Raw genomic sequence first — 25,544 nt, 5'->3', positions numbered from 1 at the left:
GCCGGCGGGGGGCCCTCCCGCGAACTCGCGCCTTTTGGGGGGCTGTTGCCGTGAGAACGGGGGAGCCGAGACCGGGCGCGAGCCGCTTCGGGGCGGGCCGGCGCTCGGGTTCGCGGGGCCCTCCCCCGCCGGCCCCCCGCACGACACCCCCTCCCCCGCTGGCTCTTTGTGAAAAGGGGGGAGAGAGGGTGAGGGGCGATCCTGGACGGGGGGCGCGCGGCCCCCTCCCCGCACGCTCCCGCCGCAACCGGGAAGGTGGTAGCGCTCGGTGAGCGGTTCGTGGTTCACTCCCAGCAGTCATGTTCTGGCGCCGCAAGAAGGGCCCTGCCGCTCCGCCGCAGATCGGCTGCTTCGGCAAGCTGCCCGCCACGGGCGATTTCATCCGGCTGAACGCCGGTGGCGAGGAGCTCGCGGCCTTCGACCGCTGGCTGGGCGCGTCCATCGATTTCGCCCGGCGCGCCATGGGCGCCCATTTCGATGCGCACTACCAGACGGCCCTGGGCCTCTTCGTCTTCCACGGCGAACCGAAAGGCGACGAGCCGCCCACCCGCGGGCTCGTGGGCGCCTGGGCCGCCAGCGGCGATAACGCCGGGCGGCTCTACCCGATGGTGGTGTTCGGGTCCTACGATTACGATCAACTCGTCTCCGCCGGGCCGTCGCTCCCCATCACCCTGTTCCCCCTCCTCGCCGCCGCCCACGACGCCGCGACGAACGGCAGGACACTGCCCGTCGACGCCTTCCTCCACCGCGTCTCCCAGATCGCGCCGCCGTCGCTCGACGACCCCGACGCGGCGCACGCCGCCTACCGCGCATGGCTGAAGTCCCAGCCGATGAAGGCGCTCTGGGACACCGGCTTCGGCACCGACGCGAGCCGCTTCTGGGTGCTGCAGAACATCCTCGACTCGGTGATCCCATTTCGCGGTCAGGAGCTCCCGAGGACAGGGCTCGCCCTCAGGCTGCCGCTCGGCGCAGGAGACGCGTACGCCGCCGCCGTGTGGATGGACATGACCCGCCGCCTGTCGAAATGGGGACGCACGCTGATGAACGCGTTCTGGACACCACAGCGCACCCTGCTCCTCCACCTCGGTACCCCCCACGTGGGCTCGTTCCGCGAGATGATCGCGCCGACCACCCAGGCCGAGCACATCGCCGACCTCTGCGGACCCCCACGCGTCGAGGAGCACGTTTCCCGACATGCGCTCGGACCAGAGCTCGACGCGCTCATCGCCCGGACCGACCTGTCGCTCGACAGCTTCCTGGAAGCCCTCGGCTGAGCCGGAGGCGCCCCGAGCCGAAGGCACCCGCTCCACCCCGCGCGCGGCCGCTCCGGTGCGCCGCCCGGCTCACCGCGGAAGTCGCCGTGCGGCCGTCGCGCAGCCGTCGTGCAGTCGTCGTCTGATTCGGCGTCCACAACCAGGACGCCTTGATATCCTGCGCGCCCCATGGCCGCTGAAGACGCCATCCAACAAGCCAAAGAGCGGATCGAGGCGCTGTACGCGCCCATCAACGGCGGCGTCGGCGCCGACGTCACCTACGACGAGGCGTTCGAGGGCCTCAAGAACGAGGTCGACAAGCTGCAGTCGCTCGCGGGCGGCAAGGTCGACTGGGGGCGCATCGCGAGCGTCGCCGATGAGCTCCTGAGCGAGAAGTCCAAGGACTTCCGCGTCGCGCTCTACTACGCGGCGGCGAAGTCGCAGGTCGACAAGCTGCCCGGCCTGCTCGACGGGCTCGTGCTCGTGCAAGAGCTGAACAACGCGTTCTGGGACACCATGTATCCCGCGATCAAGCGGCCCAAGGCGCGCGGCAACCTGTGCTCCTGGTTCGGAGACCTCGCGGCAGGGACGCTCGCCGGCATCACCGTCTCCGCCGCGGATCGCGACGTGGTGAACGCCATCGACCAGGTGAGCCGCGCGCTGGACGTCGACCTCGCCGACAAGCTCGGCGACGCGTACGGAGGGCTCGGCCCGCTCCGGAACGCGATGCGCAGCCTCGTCGCGAGCCTGCCCGCAGAGGCGCCGCCGCCGCCGCCACCTCCGCCGCCGCCGCCGCCGCCTCCTCCGCGGGTCGAGCCGCCGAAGGCCGAGGCGCCGCCGGCGGCCACGGTAGCGGCCGCCGCGCCGCCGCCCGCGCCCGCGCCCGTGGCCGCCGCGGGCGATCCGGCGCTCAGCCTCGAGGCGATCGTCGACGAAGACTCCGCGCTCGCCGCCCTCGGCAAGTGCTCGCCCCTGATGGCGCGCGCGGGCGACGCGCTGCGGGCGGCGGATCCGAAGCGGGCGTCCGCGTACCGCATCCTCCGGGTCGGGCTCTGGGTCGACCTCCTCGACGATCCGGGCGCGTCGTCTCCGACGGGCAGCACGGCGATCCCGCCGCCGCCCGAGCACGTGCTGCAGACGCTCCCGGCGCTCACGACCCAGGGGGCGTTCGCCGATCTGCTGCAGGTCGCCGACGAGTACGCGCAGAGCTACCCCCTCTGGCTCGATCCGCACAGGTACGTCGCGAGCGCGCTCGAGCAGCTCGGCGACGACTACGCCGACGCCAAGCGGGCGGTGCTCGTCGAGGTGGGCGCCCTGCTGCTCCGCGCGCCGCTCCTGCCGACCCTCAAGTTCAGCGACGGCACGCCGTTCGCCGACGACGAGACGCAGGCCTGGCTCTCGTCCGAGGTCGCGGCCGCGCTCGGCGGCGCGGGTGCGAGCGGCGTCGCAGCCCCGGCGAGGCCGCGGAGCTACCTCGACAAGCCGCTCTCCGAGGCCCGAGGGCTCGTCGCGAACCAGCAGCCCATCGACGCGATGGCGCTCCTCGAGAAGGCCGCGGCCGCGGCTCCGACGGCGCTGGACCGCTTCCGCGTGAGGCTCGCGATGGCCCAGATCAACATCGACCTGTCCCAGCTCCTCGTGGCGCGGGCGCAGCTCGAGGCGCTGGAGCACCTCGTCGACCACCACCGACTCACCACCTGGCAGCCGGATCTCTGCGCGGAGCTCTACGCCGCGCTCCACACGTGCTACCGGGTCCTGAACCAGGGCTACGAGGCCACCCCCGAGGCCAAGGCGAAGGAGACGCTCTGCTTCGAGCGCGTCTGCCAGCTCGACGCGGCGCTCGCCTTGAAGATGTCGCTGGGGGAGTGAGCCGGATGCCGGGGGGCAGGGGGCCGAGTGGCCGAGTGGCCGCGTGGCAAAGACGGGGATGCGCGTCGCGCCGAGAAGCTTGCCCGAGGGGCGGGGGTTTTGTTCTATGCTCGTTCGGCCTGCGGGCGCTCCGCCCGCTGCTGACGGGGAAAGGAGCCTGCGATGAAAGAGGGATCGGTCGCGCCGAAAGAGCGCGTGAACATCACGTACAAGCCGGCCACCGGGAACGCGAAGGAGGACGTCGAGCTGCCGCTGAAGCTCCTGATGCTCGGCGACTACACGCAGCGGCCGGATCCGCGGCCCCTCGAGGACCGCAAGCCCATCAACGTGGACAAGGACAACTTCCAGAAGGTCATGAGCGAGCAGAAGCTCGCGCTCACCTTCAACGTGAAGGACGTCCTGTCCGAGCAGGAGAACAGCGAGCTCACGGTCAACCTCAAGTTCCGCCGGCTGAGCGACATGGAGCCGGAGGCGATCGCGAACCAGGTGCCGGAGCTCAAGAAGCTGCTCGACCTGCGCGCCGCGCTGACGGCCCTCAAGGGCCCGCTCGGAAACGAGAAGGCGTTCCGCAACAAGATTCAGCAGATCCTGAGCGACCCGGCTCAGCGCAACAAGATCGTGAGCGAGCTCGGGCTCGAGAAGGAAGGGGAGTGAGCGATGGCGACGGAGACACAGGCCGCGGGGAGCGCGGGCGTCCAGACCCTCGAGGGGGGGTCGCTGCTCGACGAGATCCTCGCCGAGACGAAGATGACGCCCGGCGACGAGGGGTACGAGATCGCCAAGCGGGGCGTGCAGGCCTTCATCTCGGAGCTCGTCGCCCCGCGGCGCGAGGGCGAGAAGGTCGACAAGGCCTTCGTCGACGCGCTGATCGCGGAGATCGACGTCAAGCTGTCGCGGCAGATCGACGAGATCCTCCACGACCCGAGCTTCCAGAAGCTCGAGTCCGCGTGGCGCGGCCTCAAGTTCGTCATCGACCGGTGTGACTTCCGCGAGAACGTCAAGGTCGAGATGCTCAACTGCTCCAAGGAGGACCTCCTCGCCGATTTCGAGGACGCCCCCGAGGTGCCGAAGAGCGGGCTCTACAAGATCGTCTACTCGGCCGAGTTCGGGCAGTTCGGCGGCAAGCCGGTCGGCGCGATCATCGCGAACTACGAGTTCGGCCCGGGCCCCCAGGACATCGCGCTCCTCCAGAAGTGCGCCGCGGTCGCGACGATGTCGCACGCGCCCTTCATCGCGGCGGCCGGGCCGCAGTTCTTCGGGCTGAAGGACTTCCAGGGGCTGCCCAACCTGAAGGACCTCAAGGCGCTCTTCGAGGGGCCGCAGTACACGAAGTGGAACGCGTTCCGCGAGACCGAGGACGCGCGCTACGTCGGGCTCGTGATGCCGCGCTTCCTGCTCCGCCTGCCCTTCGGCGCCAACACCGTCCCGGTGAAGGCGTTCAACTACGAGGAGGACGTGGTCGGCAAGCACGACGCGTACTGCTGGGGCAACGCGACGTACGCCTTCGCCACCCGGCTCGCCGACAGCTTCGCCAAGTACCGCTGGTGTCCGAACATCATCGGCCCCCAGGCGGGCGGCTCCGTGGAGAACCTGCCGCTCCACCAGTACGAGGCGATGGGCGAGATCCAGACGAAGGTGCCGACCGAGATCATGCTCACCGAGCGGCGCGAGTTCGAGCTCTCCGAGGAGGGCTTCATCGGGCTCACGTTCCGCAAGGACTCGGACAACGCCTGCTTCTTCTCGGCCAACTCCGCCCAGAAGGCGAAGTTCTTCGGGCAGAGCGACGAGGGCAGGGCGGCCGAGATGAACTACCGGCTCGGCACGCAGCTGCCGTACATGTTCATCATGTGCCGCATCGCGCACTACCTGAAGGTGCTGCAGCGCGAGCAGATCGGTACGTGGAAGGAGCGCGGCGATCTCGAGAAGGAGCTCAACGACTGGATCGGCCAGTACGTCGCCGATCAGGACGTGGTCTCCGCGGCGACCCGCGGGCGCAGGCCGCTCCGCAAGGCGAAGATCATCGTGACCGAGGTGCCGGGGAACGCCGGCTGGTACAAGGTCGACATGCAGGTGCGCCCGCACTTCAAGTACATGGGCGCCTTCTTCACGCTGAGCCTCGTCGGCAAGCTCGACAAGGAGTGATCCGCCGGCCACGGCGCCGCCGCCATGCGGAGGTGCCAGGCCGCGGCGCGGGGGTGCCAGGGCGCGCCGCCGGGGGGAAAGCTACCCTCCACGGCGCGCCGGCCCACCGCTCCCGCTTGGACGAGCTCGCCTGCCGGCGTAGGCTCGGGCCCATGAGAACGCTCTCCAGGATCTGCGTTTACTGCGGGTCGAACCCCGGCGCGTCGCCGGCCTACCGCGAGGCGGCCGTGCGGCTCGGTGAGCTCCTCGCGGCGAGGGGGATCGGGCTCGTGTACGGGGGGGGCCGCGTCGGTCTCATGGGCGTGATCGCCGACGCGGTGCTCGCGCGCGGCGGTGAGGTGATCGGCGTCATCCCGGGGTTCCTCAACCAGCGGGAGGTCGAGCACCGCGGGCTGACGGAGCTGCGCGTGGTCGAGACGATGCACCAGCGCAAGGCAGAGATGGCCGCCCTCGCGGACGCGTTCATCGCCTTACCGGGGGGCGTCGGGACGCTGGAAGAGCTGTTCGAGGCGTGGACATGGACGCAGCTCGGCTCCCAGGACAAGCCGGTCGGGCTGCTCGACGTGGCGGGGTATTACCGCCCGCTGATCGCCTTTCTGGATCACGTCGTGACCGAGCAGTTCATGAAGCCGGCCCACCGCGCCGTGCTGCAGGTCGCCGAGGAGGCGCCGGCCCTCCTGGATCTGCTCGCCGCGTGGCGCCCGGGCGCCGAGCCCAAGTGGATGGCGCCCGGCGAGCGGTAGGCGCCGCGGCGCCGTGGGATGCGCGCCGCTGCCCCTTCAGAGCACGCGCGCGAGGACCACGACCGAGTAGCCGACCGCCGGCTGCTTGCCGGGGTTGTTGTACGAGTGGCGCTGATCGCCGCGGAACACGGCGACGTCGCCGGAGCCGAGCGTGAACCGCTCTCCGCTGACCACGAGCTGGAGCTCCCCCGACTCGCACGTCAGGTACTCGCGGGTGCCCGGGGTGTGCGGGACGCCCGTCATCCGCCCGCCCGGGGGGATCGCGATGCGATCCATCTCCATGCCCGGGATCGGGTCCGGCAGGAGCTTGCGGACGAACGCCTGCCCGGGAGAGCGCGTGGGGAGCGTGTCGCGCGCGTAGAGCCGGCACGTGGCGCGGGGCGCGGAGAGCATCTCCTCGATGGAGACCTGGAGCGCGGCGGCGGCCCGGTGCAGCACGCCGAGCGTCGGGTTCGCCGCGCCGGACTCGAGGTGCGCCCAGGTCGCCCGCGGCACGCCGGCGAGCTTGGCCAGCTGCTGCTGCGTCAGCCCGCGCGCCTCGCGCAGCTGCTTGATGTTCTTGGCGAGCCGCCCCGCGAGCTCCGCGTCCTGGTCCATGCCCGGAGAGTAGCACTCTTCCAGGATATTGGAGCCCGCTCCAACGGGAGAACCCGCGCGGAGTAGGCTGGTGTCGAGGAGGAAGGCACCATGAACGACGAATCGACCGGAAGCGAGGCGCTGATCCAGGCCGAAGGGAGCTCCCACCCGGCGCTCCCCCGCGCCGCGCGGGGCGAGCGGTTCGCGCCGCGGGCGGCGCTGGTCACGGGGGCGAGCCGCGGGCTCGGCGCCGCGCTGGCCAGGGAGCTCGCCCGGCAGGGCGCGAGGGTGGTCCTCGTGGCGCGCGAGCGCGCGCCGCTCGAGGCCGTCGCGGCCGAGATCGCCGCGCAGGGCGGGGAGGCGCACGCGCTCGCGGCGGACATCGGGGACAAGCTCCAGACGCACGCGATCGCGGGCGCGGCGGCGGCGCTGGCCGGGCCGATCGACCTGCTCATCCACAACGCGAGCACGCTCGGCAAGACGCCGCTGCCGATCCTGCTCGACACGGAGTGCGAGGATCTCGGGCGCGTGCTCGAGGTCAACGTGGTCGGCCCGTTCCGCCTGACGAAGGTGGTCGCCGGCGCGATGGCGCTGCGGCGGCGCGGGGTCGTCGTCCACATCAGCTCGGACGCGGCGGTGAACGCCTATCCGCGGTGGGGCGCTTACGGCGCCTCGAAGGCGGCGCTCGATCACCTGAGCCGCACCTGGGCCGCCGAGCTCGAGGGGACGGGCGTCGCGTTCTACGCGGTGGACCCGGGCGAGATGAACACCCGGATGCACGCGGAGGCCATCCCCGACGCCGACCCGAGCACGCTGGCGGATCCAGCGGACGTGGCGAGGCGCATCGTCGCGCTCGTCGGCCGCGCCGGCGAGGTGGCGAGCGGCGCGCGCCTCGAGGCCGCGCGCCTGCAGGAGGCGCCATGAGCCCCGCCGTGTGGCCTCGCGAGAGCCCGCTCGAGGAGCGGCTCCTCCACGTGGACCCGCGAGCGGGGCGCCTGCGCGACGCGCGCATCGCGGATCTGCCCGCGCTCCTCGAGCCGGGCGATCTCCTGGTCGTCAACGACGGCGCCACGCTGCCGGCGTCGCTCCACGGCGCGACCGAGCGCGGCGCGGCGGTCGAGGTGCGCCTCATCGGCGAGCTGTCCGAGGGGCGCTACTCGGCGTTGCTGTTCGGCGCCGGCGACTGGCTCACGCGCACCGAGGAGCGCCCGGCGCCGCCCGCCCTCGGCCCGGGGGACGCGGTGACGTTCGGAGAGGACCTGTCGGCCACGGTCGAGCGCGTGTCTCCGGCCTCGCCGCGCCTCGTCGAGATCGCCTTTCGCGAGCGGGGCGCGCCGCTCTGGTCGGCGCTCTACCGGCGGGGGCGCCCGATCCAGTATGCGTACGTCGCGGGCCCGCTCGCGATCTGGCACACGCAGACGCGCTACGCGAGCCGGCCTCTCTGCGCCGAGCTCCCCTCGGCCGGCCGGCCGCTCGTCTGGGGGCTGCTGCTCGAGCTGATCCGCCGCGGCGTGCGCGTCGCCTCGCTCACGCACGCCGCCGGGATCTCGTCGACGGGCGAGCCGGCCCTCGACGCCCTGCTGCCCTTGCCGGAGCGCTTCGACATCCCGGAAGAGACGGTGGCGGCGGTGCGCGAGGCCAGGGCGCGCGGGCGCCGCGTCATCGCGGTCGGCACGACGGTGACGCGCGCGCTCGAGGGCTGCGCCGCCCAGCACGGGGGTGAGCTCCAGGCCGGCGCGGGGGTCACCGACCTGGTCCTTCACCACGGCTTCCGGCCGAGGGTGGTCGACGGGCTCCTGACCGGCGTGCACGATCCGACAGAGAGCCACTTCCGGCTCCTCGAGGCGTTCGCGCCCGCCTCGCTGCTCCACCGCGCGAACGCCTATGCGGAGGAGGCAGGGTATCTCTGTCACGAGTTCGGCGACTCCTATCTTGTCCTGAGCTGACGCGGGCGACGGAAAATCATCGCGCGGAAACCACGGCGAAACCCCTGTCCGCACATCATCAACGGCGCTGGGTGTCGGGCTCGGCCGGCGCGGCGAGCCCGAGCGCAGCCGCCTTCCCGGGCGCTCTCGTGACGAGAGGGCGTGTGGTAGGGCCGCCCCGCCGTCGGGGGTCGGTGGGATTCGTCCGGCGTTGCCGTCGCCTCGGAGCCATCCATGGAAGGAAATCCGGTTCGGGTCAGCTTCGTCGCAGGTTCCGCCGGGGAGTGGCGGGTCGAGAGGACGGTCCTGGTGCGAGGCGAGGAGATGCCCGCGGCGCCGCGGCTGCAGCGCGTCGAGGGGAGCAGCTTCGTCGCGCCGCCGGGAGCGGCCTGGGTGCTGAGCGGCGTGAGGAGCAACGAGCGTTACGTCGAGCTCGAGGAGAGAAAGCGCCTCGTCGCCCTACAGGAAGACCTGGAGCGGGCGTCGAGCACGCAAGCGGCGCTGATCCCGCTCAGAAAATCGAAGGCGTGGTGGGCGCTCGCGCAGGACGAGCGGCGGGCCATCTTCGAGGCGAGGTCGCGCCATATCAAGATCGGGCTGGAGTACCTGCCGGCCGTGGCGAGGCGGCTCTACCACAGCCGGGATCTCGGCGGCCCGTTCGACTTCCTGACCTGGTTCGAGTTTGCCGAGGGCGACGCCGGCGCCTTCGACGAGCTCGTGGGCAGGCTGCGCGAGACGGAGGAGTGGTCCTACGTGGAGCGGGAGGTCGAGGTGCGGTTGTCGCGCGCATAGTACGGAGTTGCCGAGGGATGCGTTGATGGAGGGGGAACCGTCGCGATCGGGTGCTTCCCTGGAGCTGCGACCCGAACCCCGCGTCCGCTTCGTGCCCACCCTGTTGCCCGCCCGCGCGTCGTGCCCGCGGAATGGGCGGGGCAGCCCTGCGAGATCCGTGATAATCGTTGAGCTCGCCAGCCCCCTTTGGTACCCTCCTCAGCGGAGGCGGTCGCCATGGGGAACGTCGATTTTCTCTGGGATGGCAGGCAACTCCGCGATATGGCGGCGTTCGATAGCTACCTGTCGACGCTCGGCAAGCGGGGCCCCGCGTGGGTGAAGGGCATCGTCATTCACCACACGGAGGGATTCCGCAAATCGTGGAATGGGAACGTCGACATGCCCAATCTCATGGCGATGTACAAGGCCAAGCCCAGGTGGACCGCCGGCCCCCACCTCTTCAATGCGCCGGATGGCATCTGGGTCGGCACGCCTCCGAATCAGGTGGGCATCCACGCCGGGGAGTGGAACGCCCGGACGCTCGGCATCGAGATCGTAGGAAATTACGACAGAGAGACGATGTTGCCGGATCTCCGTAACAGAGCATTTTGCATGATCCGCTCTCTGATGCGGTGGTGCGAATTGCCCTTCAACGACATCACGGCGAACACGGTGCCTGGGCATCGCGAGTGCTCGTGGAAGGACAAGACGACCGGTACGATCATGTATCCGCCTACGTGGGACGGCAAAGGGATCAAGACGTGCCCGGGCCGGAACACCGATATGAACGTATTTCGAACCGACCTGGCCCGCTTTCTGAGGACCTACCGAGCGTCGTCGACCGGAGCCAACGTCTACAACGTGGATGCTCCGTCGCGCCCTCGGAGGATCGTCGGCAAGCTGAACCGCGCAGCGCTGGTCCAGGTCACGAGCTTCACCTACGGTGGCAGCTGGGCGCTGCTCGACTCCAAGATCCCGCGCATGGCGGGCGTGCCCAGCGGCCCCATGTACGTGGCGAAGAGCGACCTTACCGACATCACCGAGTCCCCTGGCGCTTCGAACGCCGTGATCCTCCAGGCCGACGCCTGGTCCACCTCCCTCTGTGGCCGGTGACACCGCCGGAGGGCGCGGATCGCCGCGTGGCGCGATCCGGGGCTCGACGATCGGTGGCGCGTCGGCCGACCCATCTTTGCGATCGTCATCGCCTCGAGGCCTGCTGCACCCCGAGCACGCCGACAAAACGAGGAAGGCGGCCAGGTCGCCCCGGGCGTCCTCCACGCTGTCGCGATCACTCGCAGACGTTCGTCGTCGTGTTGCACGTGGCCGGCGAGGTGCAGCTCGAGTCGTCGTTGCACTCGACGCACGTGCCGGCCGCGGGCCCGCCGCCGCACACCGTCTTGCCGGGCAGGCCGTCGGCGGTGCAGTCGGTGCCCGCCGGCGCCATCGTGAAGCTCGGCATGGCCGGCGTGCCCGTGCACGCGGCGTCCGTCAAGCAGACGGTCGCTGACACCGGGAGATCGGTGACGTCATCGTCCGTCGTGGTGCCGCCGGCGCCGTTGCACACGCGCTGCTGGCAATCGCCCAGCGTCTGCCCGGACGGCACCTCCGTACCCGCTGCATAGTGCTGGCAGGCGCCCGCGCCGTCGCAGGACCCGTTGGTCCCGCACGACGCCGCGCCCGCGTCCGGGCACTCGTTGTCCGGATCGCTTCCGGCCGCGATGGTGCCGCAGGCGCCGTCGACGCCGCCGAGCTTCTTGGCCGCGGAGCACGCCTGGCAGGCGCCGGTGCACGCCGTTTCGCAGCAGACACCGTCAACGCAGCGCGCGCTGGCGCACTCGGCGTTGGTCACGCAGGACGCGCCGTCCGGCTTGGCCGCGCAGGTGCCGTCGCTGCAGAAGCCGGTGGTGCAGTCGCCCGCGACGTCGCACTTCCTCCCGACACCGCACTTGTCGCAGGCCGGAGCGCCCTGAAAGGAGGCGCCGCCGCAGTCGACGTCGGTCTCGTTGCCGTTCTGGTCGGTGTCGATGCAGCTGGGCGTCGCGCACCTGCCGGCCGTGTTGCAGTAGCCGCTCGCGCAGTCGGAATCGAGCGCGCACTCCAGGTCGTCGGCGCAGGGCGCGCAGCCGGAGCCGGCGTCGACGCCGCCGCAGTCGACGTCGGTCTCGCCGCCGTTCAGCGCGCCGTCGGTGCAAGACACGTTCACGCACGTGCGCGTGCCCGTCGGATCGCAGATCTGGGGCGCGGTGCAGTCCGTGTCCGCGAGGCAGTCGATGCAGGCGCCGTTGCTGTCGCAGACCTTGCCGCCGGTGGTGCACCTCGTGCCAGCGGCCTTCGGTGCGCTGCCCGGAGAGCCGCCCGGGCACGTGCCGACGTTGCATTCGTCGTCGGCCGGCTTGTCGGTGTCGTCGCGGATCGACGTCGTGCCGCCGTTGCCGTCGCAGACCTGCCGCTTGCAGTCACCCGCCTCCTGGTCCGCCGTCGTGGGGGTGCCGTCGGGCACGTCGGTCGTGCCGCAGCACCCTGCTTCGCACGTGGCCTTCACGCACTCCGTGGCCGGGGCCGGGCAGTCGCCGATCGTGTCGCACGGGGTCGCGCCGCCGGCGCACGTCATTGAGCCGCCGGAGCCGCCGGAGCCGCCGGAGCCGCCAGAGCCACCGGAGCCGCCGGTGCCACCGGTGCCGTCCGAGCCGCCCGTGCCGCCGGAGCCGCCCATGCCGCCGGTGTCTGACGACGAGCTGGCGCTGCTGCTCGTCGTCGTGCCGCCGCCAGAGCCACCAGCCCCGCCGGCACCGCCCGTGTCGGAGATCTGGCTGCGATCGACGGCGACGATGAACTCGCAGCCGGTCACGCTCACCGTGAGCGCGCCCGCCGCGAGCACCAACGCAGAGAGGAACATCGTTTTCTGGTTCATGCCAACAAGCACATTGGCCAGGGGGCCAGACCTGACCTGGGGCCGAGCCTACCGCAAGAGGCACAAGGATTCGCCGGTTTTCGCTTGCGATCAGGGTCGGCAACGTCCGGCTCCGCTCGCGCCTTCGCCGCGGCGCCGAGCTCCGCGTCAGGCGCGCCGCTCTGAAGGGGGCCGGTTGCGCCTACATCGCGCCACAGCGGAAGAGGACCCGGCCGCCCGGGAGGCATGGATCCAGCGCGGGGCGGACCGCCGATGCCCGAGATGGGAGAGCCCGCGCCGGGCGCCCTGTCCCACCGCGCGACGGGACGCGGCCAATGCGCGCCCTTGACCGTCGCTCGTTCATGAGTAAATAAACATTTACCTGATGCCGGGAGACGAGAAAAAGGAGACGCGGCGGGCGCTCCTCGACGCCGCCGCCGAGGAGTTCGCGCGGCATGGGCCTGACGGGGCCCGCGTGCACGCCATCGTGGGGCGCGCCGGGGTCAACGAGCGCATGATTTACCATCACTTCGGCAGCAAGGACGGCCTCTACCGCGCGGTCCTCGAGGACCAGTGGTCCGGCCTCATGGAGGGGTGGCGGCCGGCGCTCGAGGCGTCGGCGGCGCTCGAGCCGCGCGAGGGGCTCCAGCGCGCGTTCACGAGGTTCTTCCGGCTGCTCCTCTCGCGCCCGATGTGCATGCCGCTCGCGATGCACGAGGCGATGAGCGGCTGGCAGGCCGCGCCGCCCGCGACGCTCGCGATGCTGCCGTCGCAGCTGCGCGATCTCTACGAGCGAGGTCAAGCCGGCGGGGTGTTCCGGCGCGACTGCGAGTTCGAGCTCCTGTATTGCACCGTCGTGGGCGCGCTGGCCGGGATCGGCATCTTCGGGCCGCGCTTCTCGGACCTCCGGGCGCGCCTCTCGTGCGATCTCGAGCTCGCCGCGCGCCTCGGCGAGCAGACCGTGAGCCTCGTGCTGGACGGCGTGACCACGCCTGGATGGGGCGGCCGCGCGGGCACCGGAGAGACCACGTGACGTGAGCCTCGTTCGTCCGTCGCCGCCCACAGGTCGTCGCTGAACCATCGCTGTCAATCGATCGTTGCTCGACAAGGAGCTCGACAAGGAGAACGCGTATGAACGTCGATGTCGTCATCGTGGGCGGCGGTCCGACCGGGTTGATGCTGGCCTGCGAGCTGCGGCTGGCCGGCGTGCGCCCCGTGGTGCTGGAGCGGCTGCCCGAGCCCACGGGGCTCTCCAAGGCGCTCGGCCTCGGCGGGCGCGCCGTGGAGATCCTCGACCACAGGGGCCTTCTCGAGCGCTTCCGCGCGGAGCAGAGCGCCGCGGAGATGACGCGCTTCGTGCACTTCGGCGGGATACCGCTGGCCCTCGGCGGCGACCACGCGCGCGTGTCGAGGCGCTTCCTGAGCATCCATCAGGCGCGCATCGAGGCGCTGCTGGAAGAGCGGGCGCGCGAGCTGACGACGGAGATCCGTCGAGGTCACGAGCTCATCGGGCTGGATCAGGACGGGGAGGGCGCGACGGTCGCCGTCCGAGGCCCGGACGGCGACTACCCGCTTCGGGCGCGCTTCGTTGTGGGGTGTGACGGCGGCCGCAGCGCCGTGCGCAAGCTGTCCGGGATCGGCTTTCCCGGACTCCCGCCCTCCCGGCTCCTGCGCCTCGCCGACGTCACGCTGGCCGAGGGCGCGACGGAGGACGGGCACCTCGTCCTCTCCGGCGGCCGCCGCGTTCGGTTCGGGCTCGGCGGGATCGCCCTGGTTCCCCTGGGAGAGGGCGTGTTTCGCGTGGTCACGTCGGAGCCGTATCCGCCGGACTTCGACCGCGACGCGCCGATGACGCTCGACGAGCTGCAGGCCAGCGTTCGCGCGGCGCTCGGCGAGGATCTGCCCGTCCGCGAGGTGCGGTGGTTGTCTCGGTTCACCGACGCCAGCCGGCAGGCGGATACGTACCGCGCTGGCCGCGTGCTGCTCGTGGGCGACGCGGCGCACATCCATCTCCCCGCCGGCGGGCCGGGCCTCACCACCGGACTGCAGGACGCGGTCAACCTCGGCTGGAAGCTGGCCGCCGAGGTCCACGGCTGGGCGCCGCCGGGGCTCCTCGACACCTACCACGCGGAGCGGCACCCGGAGGGCAAGCGCGTGATCATGCACACCCGGGCGCAGGGCGCGCTGATGATGCGGGACGAGCGCGTCGCCGCGCTGCGCGAGCTGCTCGGCGAGCTGCTCAAGCACGAGCAGAGCCTGCGGTATATCGTCGAGATGCTGGACGCGGCCGACGTCCGTTACGAGATGTCGGCCGAGCCCGGCGAGCAGCATCCGCTGCTCGGGCGATGGGCGCCGGACGTCCCGCTGACCACGCAGGAGGGGGAGACGCGGGTCGCGCAGCTCATGCGCGGGGCCAGGGGCGTGCTGCTCGACCTGACCGGCGGCGCCGCGCTCGGCGGCGTGGCCGCGCCCTGGGGCGATCGCGTGGACGTCGTGAGCGCGCGCTGCGCTGCGCTGCCGCGCCCCGCGGAGGCGCTGCTGATTCGCCCCGACGGCTATGTGGCATGGGCGGCCGCGGCAGGTGAGCCCGAGGCCTCCGCCCATCGCCGGCTGCGCCGCGCGCTCGCCACGTGGTTCGGCGCGGCCTGCGGCAGCTCCGCGGCGGCCTGAGCCAGCGGCGTGCAGCGCCGGCGCAGATCCGGTAGAGGGCATCACCCATGGCCGAGCCGTCCGAGACCCCTTTCGAGCTGCTGGGCGGCGAGCCGGCGGTGCGCCGGCTCGTCGAGCGCTTCTACGACCTCATGGGCCGCGACGAGCCGGCGCTCGCGCGCCTCCACGTCTGCGACGAGGGCGGCCAGGTCGCCCGAGAGAGCCGCGACCGATTCGCGCTCTTCCTGATCGGCTGGCTGGGCGGGCCGCAGGACTACATCGCGGCGCACGGCCACCCGCGGCTGCGGATGCGCCACGCGCGCGTCCCGGTCGATATGGCGATGCGCGACGCCTGGATGCGCTGCATGCGGGCGGCCATGGCCGAGCTCGACGTGCCCGCGCCGCTCCGCGCCTTCCTCGACCAGCGCTTCGCCGAGGTGGCGGACTTCATGCGAAACCGTCCGGGCTGACGGGAAGCGCCGGCCGGCGCGGCGCGGCGCGGCGCGGCGCGGGAGGCGCGCGCGTCTGGACGCCCCCATCGCTCCCCGATTTTCCGTACGATGCGTCGTCCGCTCTCGTGAGGTCGCGCGAGACGCCTGCCGCCAGCGCACGGGGACCCGCTGCGCCACGGCAGGCGTGCGGCGCCTGGAACCCGTGCGGGGAACGATGTCCCAACTCGACGAGCACCCGATGACCAAGCCTACGCCGCCGGACGGAGAGCGCACGCCGCCGCAATCGGAAGCCCTCCCCGGTCACAGGCCGGACCGGCAGGGGCCGGGCAAGGGGGAGCGCAACCCATGGCCATGGGTGAAGCGCTTCTTTCGCGAGGTGGACTGGCCCAGTCGGGTGGTCCTGGGCGTCTCGGGCCTCGTCTTTGGGGCGGTGCCGTTCTTCTGGTCGCCGGAGCGCTTCACTCCGGTCATCGAGGGGCGCGGCGAGCTCGTGGACGCCGCGGTCTCCGCGGTCCCGCTCGCCATGGTCTTCGTCGGGGCCATGGCACCTCAGGCGTTCGTCGTGGGGCGCTTCCTTCGGCGCCTGTCGCGGGATCTACCCCCAGGGGCGGGCTCGAGCCGGCTGAAGCCCATGGGCCGCGGCGGTGTCCTGATCGCCGTCGGCCTGCTGGTGAGCACGTTCGTCACGGTATGGGGGGTGGCCTTGTGGTACGCGGTGCACGGGGATCCGCACACGAGCCCGCAGTACAGGCTTGTCTCCTCGGTCATCGCTGCCCTCATGCTGACGCTCGGCACGCTGCTGACGATCCTGCAGTCGTGGGAGTCCGCCGCGAGGCCTTCGAGGGGCGAGTCCGAGTACAGCACCATCGGTGACCTTCGCGAGCTCGAAGCCATGTGGATCGGGGCGCGGCGCCGCGCGGCCGACCTGAAGCACCCCTCCCCGGGCGATGGCGATGATCCGCGCGGCGCGCACCTCATCGGGCTGTCGCTCTCCGGCGGAGGCATTCGCTCGGCGACCCTGTGCCTCGGCTTCCTGAAAGGACTCGCCACGATCCGGACCAAGAGCGGTGAGGTGATCCTCAAGTACGTCGATTACATGAGCTCCGTGTCCGGCGGAGGCTGGGCGGGGGGCGCGCTCACGGCGCTGACGTCCGGCGTTCACCCGGAGGGGGACGCGGAGCCCCGCTTCAAGCCGCTGGAGGCCGACTCATGGAACCGCCTTTTGGACAGGATCCGCCTGCGAGGCGACTACCTCGTCCCCGGCGGGATCGGCCTCACGGCCAACACGCTCCAGCCCCTCATCATGATCTTCGTCGGCGCGATCGCCAACGCGCTGTCGCTCCTCACGGCCGGGTTCGCGGCGCTCGTTCTCCTCTACCACTCGAGCTCGAGGTCGGGGTTCCTCGCGCGCGCGGTCAAGCGCGGGGTGGCCGAGGTCGTCTCGCGCTTCGATGGAGCGCGATCTCTGTTCTTCACAACGGCTTTTCCGGACCCGGGCACGCTGCCCGGCGCGATCGCGGCAGAGCTCCCTGTGCTGGACATCCTCGTGTTCGTCCTCGCGCTGGCAGGAGGTGTCCTTCTCTTGGCCTTGCTCGTCATGTACGCCGGGATCCTCCTCTCGCGGCCGTCCGTCCACGAGGCGGGGACCTGGGTCGCCGCGCGCGCGGCGCTGCTCGCGGCGCTCACGTGGTGCTCCCTGCTCGCGCTGCGGGCCGATCCCCTGCTCACCCTCCTCGCCCTGTGCGCCGCCCTGGCCCTCGCGCTCGCCGTCCTGCTGAGCCGCCTGAAGCGCGAGCAGCTCCTCGCGGTCATCGGGGTCGCCGTCAGCGGACAGGTGTTCGCGCTCGGCTTCACGGCGCTCTACGAGGTCGTGAAGGGCGTCACGTCGGCATGGGCGAACGTCCTTCGGTGGCTGCTCTTCGCGCCGATCCGGCTCACGCAGTCGATCGACGGGCTCGTCCGCGTGCCTGGCGAGCACGACCCGCTGCACGTCGTCGAGCTGATGGTCGTGGCCGCGCTCAGCCTGGTGTTCATCGGGCTCAGCTTCATGACGTCGAGGAACCATACGGGCCTTCACCGGTTCTGGGCCAACCAGATCCGCCGTGCGTACCTGTCGTTGCCGGGCGACTCCGACCGGCCGGCCAGCGATTCTCCCTCCGCCTGGCCGCTCGCCGCGTTGAGGCCCTCGAGCCCGTCGCGCGTCGAGAGGACGTGCGCGGCGGACCCGGCGCCCTGGAACCTAGGCGGGCCGCACCGCGGCGGGCCGCTCCACGTCGTGACCGCCACGGTCAACACCCCGGGGTCGGATGACCCTGTCCTCTACAAACGGGGCACCGCGCGGTTCGAGTTCAGCCCTTATGCCGTCGGCGGGCCCGCGACCGGGTGGGGGCCGGCAGAGGCCTATGGCGACACGCTCACCCTGGCCCATTCGATCGCCATCAGCGCTGCAGCCGTGAACAGCCAGGGCGGCACGCTGATCCCGCGGTGGGCGCGCGCCGTCCTCACGTTGCTCAACTGCGGTCTCGGCCTCTGGGTCCAGAACCCCCGCTTCGCGAGGTCTGCCGGCGCTCCGCACGTGCTCTTCCGGAGGTGGGCGCACTTCTGGAGCGCCTATCAGTTCAAAGAGATCTTCGCGCGGAACAAGGAGAGCGACACGCTGGTCTTCGTCTCCGACGGCGGTCACCACGACAACCTGGGACTGACCACGCTCGTCGAGCGGGAGTGCGAGCTCATCCTGTGCATCGACGCCAGCGCCGATCCCGAGTGGACGTGCGACGAGCTCGCGAAGGCGGCGCGGATCCTGCGGGTGGACCGCGGGCTCGACTTCGAGCTGACGCGCGAGGACCTCGAGCGCGTTCGCCCGAAGGATCCGCGAGGCACATGGGAGCAGCGCACCCCGCGCACGCCGATCCTGGTGGGGAAGTTCAAGCTGGATCCGGGCGCGAAGACCGAGGCGACCGAGAAGGACAAGGCGACCAAGGAGGTCACGGTCGTCTACGTCAAGGCCGGCCTCTTGCCCGGGCTGCCGCTCGACGTCCAGCGTTATGCGGAGTCTTACCCCGAGTTTCCGCACCAGACGACCGCGGATCAGTTCTTCGACGAAGCGCAGTTCGAGGCGTACCGGCTGCTCGGCGAGGCGCTCGCTCGCGAGGTCGTGCGCACGCTCGACGACGCGACGGGGAGCGCGGGCCAGAGTTGGGCGAGCACCGTGAAGGATCTTCGCCCCGAGCCCAGCGCCGTCGGACCCGGCGACGTCGCCAGCCGCGTCACGCCGGCTTGAGCGCGGCGAGCGTCGGCCGTGGCCGGCGAGCTCGATAGCCCCCCGGTCGCGCTGGTGGCGGTGGGCGGATGCCCGATGTGCTGGACGCTGGGGTCGATCCAGATGGTCAGCGCCAGGGCGCGAGGGGAGCACCTCGAAGAGCCGTGCGACGACGGCGGGGGCGCGTGGGCGCCGCAGCGCCGCCGGTGAGCTGGCGCGAAGCGCTGGTCCCGAGGGCGCGCTCGGCGTATGGACACGACCACCATGCATCGGGTGTTCATCGACGGGCAGGAAGGTACGACCGGGCTCCAGATCCGCGAGCGGCTGCAGGGCCGCCGCGACCTCCAGCTGCTCGAGATCGACCCCGAGCGCCGCAAGGACCCGGCGGCGCGCCGCGCGCTGGTCAACGAGGCGGATGTGCTCATCACGTGCCTGCCCGACGACGCCGCCCGCGAATCCATCGGATGGATCGAGAACCCGAGGACGCGCGTCATCGATCCGAGCACCGCGCACCGCACGGCCGACGGGTGGGTGTACGGCTTCCCGGAGCTCCGCCCCGGCCAGCGCGAGGCCGTCCGCGGCGCGCGGCGCGTCGCCGTGCCCGGGTGCCACGCGACCGGGTTCCTCGCGCTCGTGGTGCCGCTCGTCGACCAGGGGCTCCTGCCCAGGGACGCCCGCGTGATCGCGCACTCGCTCACCGGCTACAGCGGCGGCGGGCGCAAGATGATCCAGGCCTACGAGCAGGCCGACGGGGCGCGCCGCGAGCAGCTCCGCGGCCCGCGCCCGTACGGGCTCACGCTGCAGCACAAGCACCTGCCGGAGATGCGCGCCATCGCGGGCCTCGACAGGGCGCCGCTGTTCCAGCCGGTCGTGGGCGACTTCTACAAGGGCATGCTCGTCTCGGTGCCCCTGTTCGCGGACGCCCTGGCCCGGCCGGCGACGCCCGCCGCGGTCCACGAGCTCTTCACGTCCTATTACGCCGGCGAGCCGTTCATCCGGGTGATGCCGCTCGGCGGCCAGGGCGCGCTGGAGGACGGCTACCTCGGCGCGGTGGAGTGCAACGACACGAACCGGCTCGACGTGTTCGTGTTCGGCAAGCCGGACCAGATCCTGGTCGTGGCGCGCCTCGACAACCTCGGCAAAGGCGCCTCCGGCGCGGCGGTGCAGAACCTGAACCTGATGCTGGGCGCGCCGGAGGCCACAGGCCTCGACTGAGCCCCACCCGGGTCACCCCGGGTCACCCGGCGCGCGTGTAGAGCCGCGGCGCCGAGCTCTCGAGGGCGGCGATCAGGCGCTCCGCGGCGTCGGCCGACGTGCGCCGGAACGCGATCCGCCAGGGCCGGCGGAGCGGGCCGGACGAGAGCCGTTTGGCCAGAAGGTCGCCGCTGCCGAGGTAGCCTTCCGCCACCCATTCGGAGAGCGTCGCGATCCCCATCCCGGCGCGCGCCGCGTCGACCACGGCCTCCGTGAGCGGGAAGCGCAGGAGCTCGATCTTGGGCCGCTGCCGCCCGAAGACGGCGCTCATGAACCAGCGCACCTCGGCCGGCGTCGCGTTCGGCGTGATCAGCGGGCCCTCGCGGAGGTGGTCTCGCGTGAGCGATGCCCGCCCGGCGAGCGGGTGCGAGGTCGAGATCACGAAGATGACCTCGTCCGAGAAGAGCGGCCGCTCCACGAGCGCGCAGCCCGCCTCGCGATCGCTCGGCAGGGACGACGTGGTGAGCAGCGCGACGTCGATGTCCCCCCGGACGAGCGCGGCGACCGGATCGTGGGTGTGCTCGACCGCGAGCACGATCTCGAGGCGGGGCAGCCTGCGCCGGAGGCTCGTCATCGCGGAGGGCAGCCAGCGGTACGCCGTGTAGCACTCGCACACGAGGCGGACGCGCGTCGCCGCGGCGACCGGCGCCGCGACCTCTCGCTCGAGCTCCCGGAGCTGCGCGAGGACGAGCCCGGCCCCCGCGATGAGCCGCTCTCCCGCGGCGGTCGGCGTGACCCCGCGCGCGGTGCGCTCGAAGAGGCGCGCGCCCACGCGGTCCTCCGCCTGGGCGAGCGCCCGGCTCACGGCGGACTGCGTGATGTGCATCGCCGAGGCGGCGCCCGCCGTGCTCCCGGCGGTCGCCAGCGAGAGGACGAGCTCCAGATCGCGGATCTCGAGCTGAGGCCGCGGCCCGATCGCGGGAGGCGCAGAGGGAGATGGTATGCGTGACACGCATAGACCCTATCACGACGATGCGTTGGACGCACAGCCCCGCGAGGCGCACCTTGGGCGCCGTCAGGAGGTTGTCATGAAGCTCTATTTCGCTCCGCTCGCATGTTCTCTCGCCACGCGCATCGCCTTCTACGAGGCCGGCGCGGAGGCCTCGTATGTGGAGGTCGACCTGAAGACGAAGCGGACCTCGGGGGGCGCCGACTACCGTGCGATCCACCCGCTCGGGTTCGTCCCCGCGCTCGAGATCGAAGGAGGCGAGATCCTCGCCGAGAACGCGGCGATCCTTCAGCTCGTGGCGGATCGGTTCCCGGAGGCGGAGCTCGCGCCGCGGGATCCGCTCGGCCGGGCGCGCCTCCAGCAGTGGCTCGGCTTCATCGGGAGCGAGCTCCACAAGGCGGTCTACATGCCGCTCCTGGACAAGACGGCCGCAGCCGAGGTCAAGGCCCATGCGCTGGCCGGGGCGCCGCGCCGCCTCGGCTGGGTGGCGGATCGGCTCGAAGGGCGGGAGTTCCTCCTCGACCGTTTCTCGGTCGCCGACGCGTACCTCTTCGCGGTGCTCAACTGGTCCGTTGTCACGCCGATCGACCTGAAGTCCTGGCCGGCGCTCGCCGCGTACCACGCGCGCCTCCACGGACGTCCGAGCGTGGCGCGCGCCTTCGCCGAGGAGCGGGAGGGCTACTTCCGGGAGCAAGCGCGGCACGCGAAGGCCGCCGAGGCCGTCGACGCGCCGGCGCCGAGCATCTGACTGGCCAATGGCCGCATGGCCGGCCAATGGCCGCATGGCCGGCCAATGGCCGCATGGCCGGCCAATGGCCGCATGGCCGACGGACGCGCGACGTCATGGCGCCCCCCACGAATCCAGCTTTTCACGCGCGACCGGCTCTGATACGAGAGTCATTATGAGACACTTGCGACAACTCTTCGTATGTTCGGTCCTGGCCATTGCTGCGATCCCGGTCGGCTGCACGGCGGACGCGCCGGATGACGCCGAGCAGGAGTCCGAGGTCGGCTCGCTCAGCCTGGCCCTCGTCGGGAACAGCTCCTCGGGCGCGACGTACCGCCTGTCCCAAGCGTGGTTCGATATCTACGGCCCGACGGCGCGGACCATCTACGGAGGTGGCGACACGCCGGCGCTCACGGAGGTGCTGCCGGTCGGCCACTATGACGTGATGCTCCAGCCGGGCTGGGTCCTCGAGCGGTGGACCGGCGGCGGTTATCTGCCCATCTCGGCGTCCCTCACGTCGGTGAACCCGACGTGGGTCGACATCGGCGAAGGTGCGACGTCGACGGTGGCGTTCCAGTTCCGGGCAGACGGCGATGTCATTTCCGTCGGGCATGGAAGGATCGACATCGTCATCGGGGTCGACGACACGCCGCAGTACGAGAACACCTATGTGGCCTGTAGCAACGGCTACGATGACGATCTGGATGGCCGCGCGGATTGCGCCGATCCGGAGTGCCAGGGGCAGCCATTCTGCGTGCCGCCGCGCGAGGACACCGAGTGGGCGTGCAGCAACGGCTACGACGACGACGGAGACGGCCTCGCGGATTGCGCCGATCCGGAGTGCCAGTGGATGCCGCTCTGCTCCCCGTGGCGCGAGGACACCGATGTGGCGTGCAGCAACGGCTACGACGACGACGGGGACGGTCTCGCGGATTGCGCCGATCCGGAGTGCCAGTGGATGCCGTACTGCATGCCGGTGCGCGAGGACACCGACTGGACGTGCAGCAACGGCGCCGACGACGACGGGGACGGTTTCGTGGATTGCTCCGATGCGGACTGCCAGTCGCAGCCGTACTGCATGTCGTGGCGCGAGGACACCGATTGGGCCTGCAGCAACGGCTCCGATGACGATGCGGACGGTCTCACGGATTGCGCCGATCCGGACTGCGTGTGGTTGTCCGTCTGCGCGATGCCGGGCCTCGTCATCGAGGACTTCGAGGACGGCGATTTCCTCCTCTCCGCGCCGTACGCGCGCAGCGCCCCGCCGTTCACGGGGCCGTGGGTGACGTACGACGACGGGACCGTCCCGCCGGTCGACCTGTTGCCCGCTCCGGGGCCTTTCAGCTCGAGGGCGCTCGCGGCGCGCTCCCCCGGGGTGCCGTCCGCGTCGGGCGCTGGCGTGGCGCTGTCCTTCGAGATGTGGCCCGTCGATGTGTCGCCGTTCCAGGGCATCCGCTTCCACATCCGTGGCCAGGGCACGCAGGTTCGCTTCGACGTCGGCACGCTCCTTACGACGCCTGAGGGCGGGCTCTGCTCGGCTTGCTACGACAGCCACGGTATCGACCTCTGGGTCGGACCGGAGTGGGTCACCGTGGAGCTGCGCTGGTGGGATCTGATGCAGCAGGGGTGGGGCACGCTGGTGCCGTTCGAGCCGTGGAGCGTCATGAACCTGAACTGGCGCACGCCCGTGGGACAGCCGCTCGGCATCGAGATCGACGACGTCCAGCTGTTCTGAGCTCGGGCGCCCAGGGAGCAGCGCCAGCGCTGGCGCTGCTCCCGGGTGCCTCGTCCTCCGCTGGCGTGTCAGGCGACGTCGCGGGGGGGCGGCGCCGGGCGCGCGGCCAAGCTCCGCATGCAGTGCATCAGGCCGGCCCGCAGGTTGGCCTTGGTGACGATGGCGCTGAGGTCGAGCCCCAGCGCCACCATCGTCTGCGCCACGGTCGGGCGGATTCCGCAGATGATCCCCTCGGCGCCGAGCAGCTGGATGGCCCGCACGAGCTTGATCAGGTGATCGGCGACCTTCGTGTCCACCATCTGCACGCCGGTGAGGTCGAGGACCGCGAAGCGCGCCCCGCGGCTCGAGATCGCCTCGAGCAGGCTCTCCATCGCGTCGGCCGTCCTCGCGCTGTCGACGACGCCGATCATGGGCAGCGCCAGCACGCCGTCCCATACCTCGATGATCGGCGCCGCGAGCTCCCGGATGACCCGCTGCTGCGCCTCGATCACGTCGAGCTTCGTCTGGAGGGCCTGCTGCGCGCGCTGGCCCTCCGTCACGTCGAGCGAGAACCCGACGACGGTGCTGACGTGCCCCGCTTCCTCCGCGAGGGGGACCATCCAGCTCTCCCATACACAGCCGTGCGCCTCGGCCAGCCCGTGCACCGGGCCGCCGGCCAGCGCGCGCCTGACGGCGCCCCTGGCCTCGCCGTAGAGGTCAAAGATGTTCGCGCCGACGAGCTGTCCAGGTTGATGGCCGGCGGCCTCCAGCCCCTTGCCTTCATGGTAGAGATACGTTCCGTCGGTATCGACGGCCCACATCGCTATCGGAAGCGTGTTGATCAAGGCGCGGAGCATCCTGTCCCGTGCCCTCAGCTCGGTCAGCTCGTCGAGCGCGCCGTCGCCGGCCGGCGCGTCACGGAACGAGCCGTAGACCAGCCCATCCGAGCGCGCGCCGCGCACGACGCAGGCGAGCGGTTTGTAGCTGCGCCCCGCGCTCATGACGCGGCCGTGGACGTGAATGGGGGCCGTGCTCTCACGCACTTGCTCCCACCTCTTGGTGAGCGCGCCGCGATCCTCCGGGTGGAAGAGCTCGGTCAACGGGGTTCCTTGCGCGAGCGCGGGCCCGATCGTCCGGCCCAGCGCGTCGCTCCATCGCAGCAGCGCGCCGTCGCCTCCGGCGACGAACAGCATCTCCGTGGAGTGTGCGATAAAGTCATCCAGCGAGCTCAGTGCTCCGTTTGCGTCAGCCATCGTATTCCCCTCCGCAACCGGACAGGCATACCGGGATTGCGCGTAACAAGGTAGATCGATGACCGCATACGAATAGTAGGGTGCAATCCGCGACGCGCACGAAGGCATGGCCTTACTCCAATCGTCGGAGCGCACGAGGGGGACATACAGCCTGGGATCACGCTCGCCGCGCGATCTCCGGCGATCTGTACGACCGGTACGTACCGGTTCGTCCGCGCCGGAGCGGCTCAGCCGCCGGCGCCGGCGTCGTGGGTCGGAATGCCGAGCAGATAGAGCTTCTTCGCTCTCCCGCCGGTCACTCCCTTTTCCCATCGGTAATCTTCACTCCAGAGCCCGCTCAACAGCTCATCCAGGTCATCGAGCGTGTAGATCCTCGCGTACGAGACCGCTCCGTCCCATGCGAAGCACAGCGGGATGATCGGCACGATATACGTGAAGACGAGCTGCCGCACGGTCATGGGCCTCGCCATGGGCGTGACGAGGAGGCACATCACGAAGTTGATCGGGAGGGCGAGCCACCAGAGAAACGTCGGAGCCCTGTTGTCGCTGATCTCGAAGATACAGATGGGCTGCCTGCTCCGCTGGGCCGACTCCAGTATCTTTCTCGCGTCCTCCGGCCTCATGTGATGAAAGCCGCCGACGATTGTCCTGAGACGCCTGAGACGCCTGAGATCCCTGAGACCAGCCTCGTCGCCGTCGAACTTCGTGGCGTCAACCGGACTCGTCTGGTAAGTTACGTTGATCCCTTCCTGGTTGTTGATGAGCTCCGCCGCCTCCTTGCTCGGGTACAGGTCCGTGAGCGTCAGCTGGATGCCCTCGAACCCGGGCCTCTCGCGCAGGGTCCGCACGACGTCGATCATCGGCCCGCCGCTCCCGGAGCAGAGGTCGATGATGTTCGATGTGCTCGACTCCTTCAATGCTCTGGCGATCAGCTCGACCAGCGCCTCGCGCGTGCCCAGCGCTCTGTGCATGACCACGATGAGGCGTGTCATGCAGGCCCGCAGCCACCCGGGAAACCAGCTGAAATCCTCTATCTCGAACAGGTGTATGCGCTTCATTCGCTCCTCGGGGTCGTGCGGCCTGGCCGCGCGCAGCGGCGCGGGTCGAGCGCTGGCTCC

General features: G+C 71.1%; 22 protein-coding genes. 17 read left to right on the top strand and 5 right to left on the bottom strand.

All coding sequences use genetic code 11. The annotated features are described in order from the left end of the window. Positions 1-299: 299 nt before the first annotated feature. From tagF to WMF27_RS24730, 5 genes are all read left to right on the top strand, one after another. Positions 300-1,274, top strand: a complete 975-nt coding sequence (tagF, locus tag WMF27_RS24750; RefSeq protein ID WP_437766417.1) for a type VI secretion system-associated protein TagF — start codon at positions 300-302, stop codon at positions 1,272-1,274. 168 nt (positions 1,275-1,442) lie between these two features. Next, positions 1,443-3,122 (top strand): type VI secretion system protein TssA, encoded by a 1,680-nt coding sequence (gene tssA, locus WMF27_RS24745; protein ID WP_437943029.1) that lies wholly within the window; start codon positions 1,443-1,445, stop codon positions 3,120-3,122. A gap of 162 nt (positions 3,123-3,284) precedes the next feature. Further along, positions 3,285-3,776, top strand: a complete 492-nt coding sequence (gene tssB / locus WMF27_RS24740; protein ID WP_061619036.1) for a type VI secretion system contractile sheath small subunit — start codon at positions 3,285-3,287, stop codon at positions 3,774-3,776. 3 nt (positions 3,777-3,779) lie between these two features. Beyond that, positions 3,780-5,264, top strand: coding sequence for a type VI secretion system contractile sheath large subunit (gene tssC, locus WMF27_RS24735; protein WP_437766419.1), 1,485 nt, complete (start codon positions 3,780-3,782; stop codon positions 5,262-5,264). 152 nt (positions 5,265-5,416) lie between these two features. Next, a complete protein-coding gene (locus tag WMF27_RS24730; protein WP_437766420.1) occupies positions 5,417-6,007 on the top strand; it encodes a TIGR00730 family Rossman fold protein in 591 nt (196 codons plus the stop codon). Between the two features lie 36 nt (positions 6,008-6,043). Here the strand turns inward: WMF27_RS24730 and WMF27_RS24725 are convergent, their stop codons facing one another. Continuing rightward, a complete protein-coding gene (locus WMF27_RS24725; protein WP_437766421.1) occupies positions 6,044-6,604 on the bottom strand; it encodes a helix-turn-helix domain-containing protein in 561 nt (186 codons plus the stop codon). A gap of 90 nt (positions 6,605-6,694) precedes the next feature. Between WMF27_RS24725 and WMF27_RS24720 the strand changes: the two genes are divergently transcribed. From WMF27_RS24720 to WMF27_RS24705, 4 genes are all read left to right on the top strand, one after another. After that, entirely contained in the window at positions 6,695-7,507 is an 813-nt protein-coding gene (locus WMF27_RS24720) for an SDR family NAD(P)-dependent oxidoreductase (RefSeq protein ID WP_437766422.1), read from the top strand. After that, on the top strand, positions 7,504-8,529 hold the full coding sequence (locus WMF27_RS24715) for an S-adenosylmethionine:tRNA ribosyltransferase-isomerase (protein WP_437766423.1): 1,026 nt from the start codon (positions 7,504-7,506) through the stop codon (positions 8,527-8,529). The genes WMF27_RS24720 and WMF27_RS24715 overlap by 4 nt, the downstream gene beginning before the upstream one ends. A 213-nt stretch (positions 8,530-8,742) precedes the next feature. Then, positions 8,743-9,300 (top strand): chlorite dismutase family protein, encoded by a 558-nt coding sequence (locus tag WMF27_RS24710; RefSeq protein ID WP_437766424.1) that lies wholly within the window; start codon positions 8,743-8,745, stop codon positions 9,298-9,300. Positions 9,301-9,516: 216 nt separating this feature from the next. Beyond that, the gene (locus tag WMF27_RS24705) at positions 9,517-10,392 is read left to right on the top strand and encodes a peptidoglycan recognition protein family protein (RefSeq protein WP_437766425.1); all 876 of its coding nucleotides are present in this window, start codon (positions 9,517-9,519) and stop codon (positions 10,390-10,392) included. 175 nt (positions 10,393-10,567) lie between these two features. On the opposite strand, the gene WMF27_RS24700 is transcribed toward WMF27_RS24705, so the two are convergent. Next, positions 10,568-12,190, bottom strand: a complete 1,623-nt coding sequence (locus WMF27_RS24700; RefSeq protein ID WP_437766426.1) for a hypothetical protein — start codon at positions 12,188-12,190, stop codon at positions 10,568-10,570. Positions 12,191-12,554: 364 nt separating this feature from the next. Between WMF27_RS24700 and WMF27_RS24695 the strand changes: the two genes are divergently transcribed. The 6 genes from WMF27_RS24695 (at position 12,555) to argC (ending at position 19,744) form a co-directional block, all read left to right on the top strand. Then, a complete protein-coding gene (locus WMF27_RS24695) occupies positions 12,555-13,202 on the top strand; it encodes a TetR/AcrR family transcriptional regulator (RefSeq protein WP_437766427.1) in 648 nt (215 codons plus the stop codon). A 98-nt stretch (positions 13,203-13,300) separates the two neighbouring features. Continuing rightward, positions 13,301-14,839, top strand: a complete 1,539-nt coding sequence (locus WMF27_RS24690) for an FAD-dependent monooxygenase (RefSeq protein WP_437766428.1) — start codon at positions 13,301-13,303, stop codon at positions 14,837-14,839. A 47-nt stretch (positions 14,840-14,886) separates the two neighbouring features. Then, on the top strand, positions 14,887-15,288 hold the full coding sequence (locus tag WMF27_RS24685; protein ID WP_437766429.1) for a group II truncated hemoglobin: 402 nt from the start codon (positions 14,887-14,889) through the stop codon (positions 15,286-15,288). A 220-nt stretch (positions 15,289-15,508) separates the two neighbouring features. Beyond that, positions 15,509-18,550, top strand: coding sequence for a hypothetical protein (locus WMF27_RS24680; RefSeq protein WP_437766430.1), 3,042 nt, complete (start codon positions 15,509-15,511; stop codon positions 18,548-18,550). An 18-nt stretch (positions 18,551-18,568) separates the two neighbouring features. Next, positions 18,569-18,739 (top strand): hypothetical protein, encoded by a 171-nt coding sequence (locus WMF27_RS24675; RefSeq protein WP_437766431.1) that lies wholly within the window; start codon positions 18,569-18,571, stop codon positions 18,737-18,739. 54 nt (positions 18,740-18,793) lie between these two features. Next, positions 18,794-19,744 carry an N-acetyl-gamma-glutamyl-phosphate reductase gene (gene argC, locus WMF27_RS24670; protein WP_437766432.1) on the top strand — a complete coding sequence of 317 codons (951 nt, stop codon included), beginning with the start codon at positions 18,794-18,796 and terminating at the stop codon, positions 19,742-19,744. A 22-nt stretch (positions 19,745-19,766) separates the two neighbouring features. Here the strand turns inward: argC and WMF27_RS24665 are convergent, their stop codons facing one another. Then, a complete protein-coding gene (locus WMF27_RS24665; RefSeq protein WP_437766433.1) occupies positions 19,767-20,735 on the bottom strand; it encodes a LysR family transcriptional regulator in 969 nt (322 codons plus the stop codon). A gap of 76 nt (positions 20,736-20,811) precedes the next feature. On the opposite strand from WMF27_RS24665, the gene WMF27_RS24660 reads away from it, so the two are divergent. Together WMF27_RS24660 and WMF27_RS24655 are read left to right on the top strand one after the other, a co-directional pair. Next, on the top strand, positions 20,812-21,480 hold the full coding sequence (locus WMF27_RS24660) for a glutathione binding-like protein (RefSeq protein ID WP_437766434.1): 669 nt from the start codon (positions 20,812-20,814) through the stop codon (positions 21,478-21,480). A 163-nt stretch (positions 21,481-21,643) separates the two neighbouring features. Next, the gene (locus WMF27_RS24655; protein WP_437766435.1) at positions 21,644-23,194 is read left to right on the top strand and encodes a hypothetical protein; all 1,551 of its coding nucleotides are present in this window, start codon (positions 21,644-21,646) and stop codon (positions 23,192-23,194) included. A 68-nt stretch (positions 23,195-23,262) separates the two neighbouring features. Here WMF27_RS24655 and WMF27_RS24650 read toward each other — a convergent pair whose 3' ends face one another. Continuing rightward, entirely contained in the window at positions 23,263-24,426 is a 1,164-nt protein-coding gene (locus tag WMF27_RS24650; protein ID WP_437766436.1) for a PAS domain-containing protein, read from the bottom strand. A 227-nt stretch (positions 24,427-24,653) separates the two neighbouring features. Then, on the bottom strand, positions 24,654-25,484 hold the full coding sequence (locus WMF27_RS24645; protein WP_437766437.1) for a hypothetical protein: 831 nt from the start codon (positions 25,482-25,484) through the stop codon (positions 24,654-24,656). Between the last annotated feature and the right edge of the window lie 60 nt (positions 25,485-25,544).

It is taken from the genome of Sorangium sp. So ce281, assembly GCF_051527395.1.
Classification (GTDB): Bacteria; Myxococcota_A; Polyangia; order Polyangiales; family Polyangiaceae; genus Sorangium; species Sorangium cellulosum_B.
Note: the sequence above shows the minus strand (reverse complement) of the source record. Positions and strands in the feature narration are given on the sequence as shown.